Source organism: Ramlibacter sp., from assembly GCF_035706265.1.
Classification (GTDB): domain Bacteria; phylum Pseudomonadota; class Gammaproteobacteria; order Burkholderiales; family Burkholderiaceae_C; genus Ramlibacter.
This window is the reverse complement of the sequence record NZ_DASSVG010000365.1, coordinates 1-2,073: the sequence shown is the minus strand read 5'-3', so window position 1 is coordinate 2,073 and position 2,073 is coordinate 1. Positions and strand designations below refer to the sequence as shown.

Sequence of the window (2,073 nt, the reverse complement as noted above, 5' to 3'; positions counted from 1 at the left end):
AGCCGGCCCTGCAGCAGGCGACCGTGCTGCGCGTGGACGCCCCGCAGCTGGCGCAGTGGCTCTCGCCCGCGCGCGGCCAGCGCCTCGCGCAGCTGGCGCTGCAGGTACAGGTGGCGCTCGCAGCCCTCGTCGCAGGCGCCGCCGGCCACGCTCACCAGCAGCCACTGGCCCTGCAGGGTGGGCAGGCTCACGCGCCGGCCGGAGAGGTCGGTGCCGAAGATCGAGGGGATGGGCCGCTGCGGCTCGATCAGCTCGCCGTAGCTGCGCCGGCCCTCCGGCCGCACCACGTAGTACATGAAGTAGGAGGCGATCACCGGCGCGGCGCACACCAGCGCCACCAGCAGCATCTTCCAGCGGCCGGAGCGGGTGCGCTGGGCGTCGGCCAGCGCAGCCTCCTGCGGCTGCGGCAGCGAGTGCACCGTGAGGCCCAGCGGCTGGTCAAGCACGCCGGGCTTGGCGGCGGGGGAGGACGAGTTGGAACCAGACATAGAGGATGGCGATCAGCGCGGCGAGGGCCCACCACTGGAAGGCGTAGCCGAAGTTCTTTTCCGCGCCGCTGCCGACCTGCGGCCACTGGCGCACCAGGCCCTCGGAAGCGGCCCCGGTCTGCTGCACCGAGTAGGGCAGCAGCGGCAGGCCGGTTTCGGCGCGGAACCAGGCCAGGTCGAGATTTTGCCGGATCGGCCCCGTCTCTTCCTTGTCGAAGGCATATAGCTTGGCGGGAGGCGGGGCCAAGCGGCCGTGGACCTCCACCACGCCGGCGGGCGTGGCCACCGGCGGCAGCGCCTCGCGGCGCTCGAAATTGCGCGGCGCCCAGCCGCGCTGGACCAGGATCACGTCCTGGCGGCCCTCCAGCCGCAGCGGCGTCACGACATAGAAGCCAGGCGCGCCGTTCATCTGGCGGTTGTCGAGGAACACGGTGCGCTGCGGCAGCCATTCGCCGCGCAGCAGCACGGGCCGGTGCAGCAGCGGATCGTCGCGCTCCAGCACGGGCGGCAGCTGGCTGGCCGCGAGCGGCCCCATGTGCTCGCGTGCGGCGATCGCCTCCTGGATCGCGCTGCGCTGCTGGCCGCGGCCCCACTGCCAGGCACCCAGGCTCAGCGTGATGGCGAGCGCGAGCAGGGCGACCACGGCGATGAACGCGCGCTTCAGCATGCGGCCGGCCGCGCGCCTATCATCGTGCGCATGAAGTGGTTCATTCTCCTGGCCTTCGTGGCCATCGTGGCCAGCCTCGGCTCCGCGCTGTACTTCATGATGCGCGACGGCCAGGACGGCCGGCCGAAGACCAACAACATGGCCCGCGCCCTGGCCTTCCGGGTCGGCTTTTCGATCCTGCTGTTCGTGTGCATCCTGGTGGCGTGGAAGCTGGGGTACATCCACCCGAGCGGGGTTCCGCTCCGGTAGTTCCCATCGATGGATCAAGAACAAAAGGGCCGCTCGCGCGGCCCTTTGCGTTGAGGCAAGCGGCGGTCAGAGCCAGTACACCAGCGTGTACAGGAACAGCCACACCACGTCCACGAAGTGCCAGTACCAGGCCGCGCCCTCGAAGCCGAAATGGCGGTCGGCGGTGAAGTGGCCCTTCATCAGGCGGATGGTGATGAACAGCAGCATCAGCATGCCGACGATCACGTGGAAGCCGTGGAAGCCGGTCAGCATGAAGAAGGTGGAGCCGTAGGCGCCGGAGCTGAGCTTGAGGTTCAGCTCGGTGTAGGCGTGGAAGTATTCGTAGCCCTGCACGAAGATGAAGGTGAGGCCCAGCAGCACCGTCAGCCACATCCACAGCACCGTGGTGCCGCGCTTGCCTTCGCGCAGAGCGTGGTGGGCGATGGTGAGCGTCACGCCGGAGGTCAGCAGCAGCGCCGTGTTGATCGTCGGCAGCCAGAACGGCGTCATCGTCTCGAAGGGCTCGATGGTGCCGGCCGGCGAGGCGGTGGCGCCGGGCGCGACGCTCGGCCACACGGCGCGGAAGTCGGGCCACAGCAGCGCGTTGTCGACGCCGCCCAGGGCCGGCACCGAGTGGGCGCGCATCCACCACAGGGCGGTGAAGAAGGCGCCGAAGAACATCACTTCCGA

3 protein-coding genes and 1 pseudogene are annotated in these 2,073 nt (G+C 69.9%); 1 reads left to right on the top strand and 3 read right to left on the bottom strand.

Going from position 1 to position 2,073, the window contains the following annotated elements; genetic code table 11:
- Together VFM98_RS13275 and VFM98_RS13270 are read right to left on the bottom strand one after the other, a co-directional pair.
- Positions 1–488 (bottom strand): annotated as a pseudogene (locus VFM98_RS13275) (hypothetical protein); the annotation flags it as partial.
- On the bottom strand, positions 439–1,155 hold the full coding sequence (locus VFM98_RS13270; protein WP_325110392.1) for an SURF1 family protein: 717 nt from the start codon (positions 1,153–1,155) through the stop codon (positions 439–441). The pseudogene VFM98_RS13275 and the gene VFM98_RS13270, both read right to left, overlap by 50 nt.
- Positions 1,156–1,185: 30 nt before the next feature.
- Between VFM98_RS13270 and VFM98_RS13265 the strand changes: the two genes are divergently transcribed.
- Positions 1,186–1,404, top strand: a complete 219-nt coding sequence (locus tag VFM98_RS13265) for a twin transmembrane helix small protein (RefSeq protein ID WP_325110391.1) — start codon at positions 1,186–1,188, stop codon at positions 1,402–1,404.
- A 66-nt stretch (positions 1,405–1,470) separates the two neighbouring features.
- On the opposite strand, the gene VFM98_RS13260 is transcribed toward VFM98_RS13265, so the two are convergent.
- The coding region (locus tag VFM98_RS13260; protein WP_325110390.1) for a cytochrome c oxidase subunit 3 at positions 1,471–2,073 on the bottom strand (603 nt) is incomplete at its 5' end.

Coding starts and splice junctions, on each gene's coding strand:
- VFM98_RS13265 (WP_325110391.1), top strand. CDS start 1,186: ATGAAGTGGTTCATTCTCCTGGCCTTCGTGGCCATCGTGGCCAGCCTC.
- VFM98_RS13270 (WP_325110392.1), bottom strand. CDS start 1,155: ATGCTGAAGCGCGCGTTCATCGCCGTGGTCGCCCTGCTCGCGCTCGCC.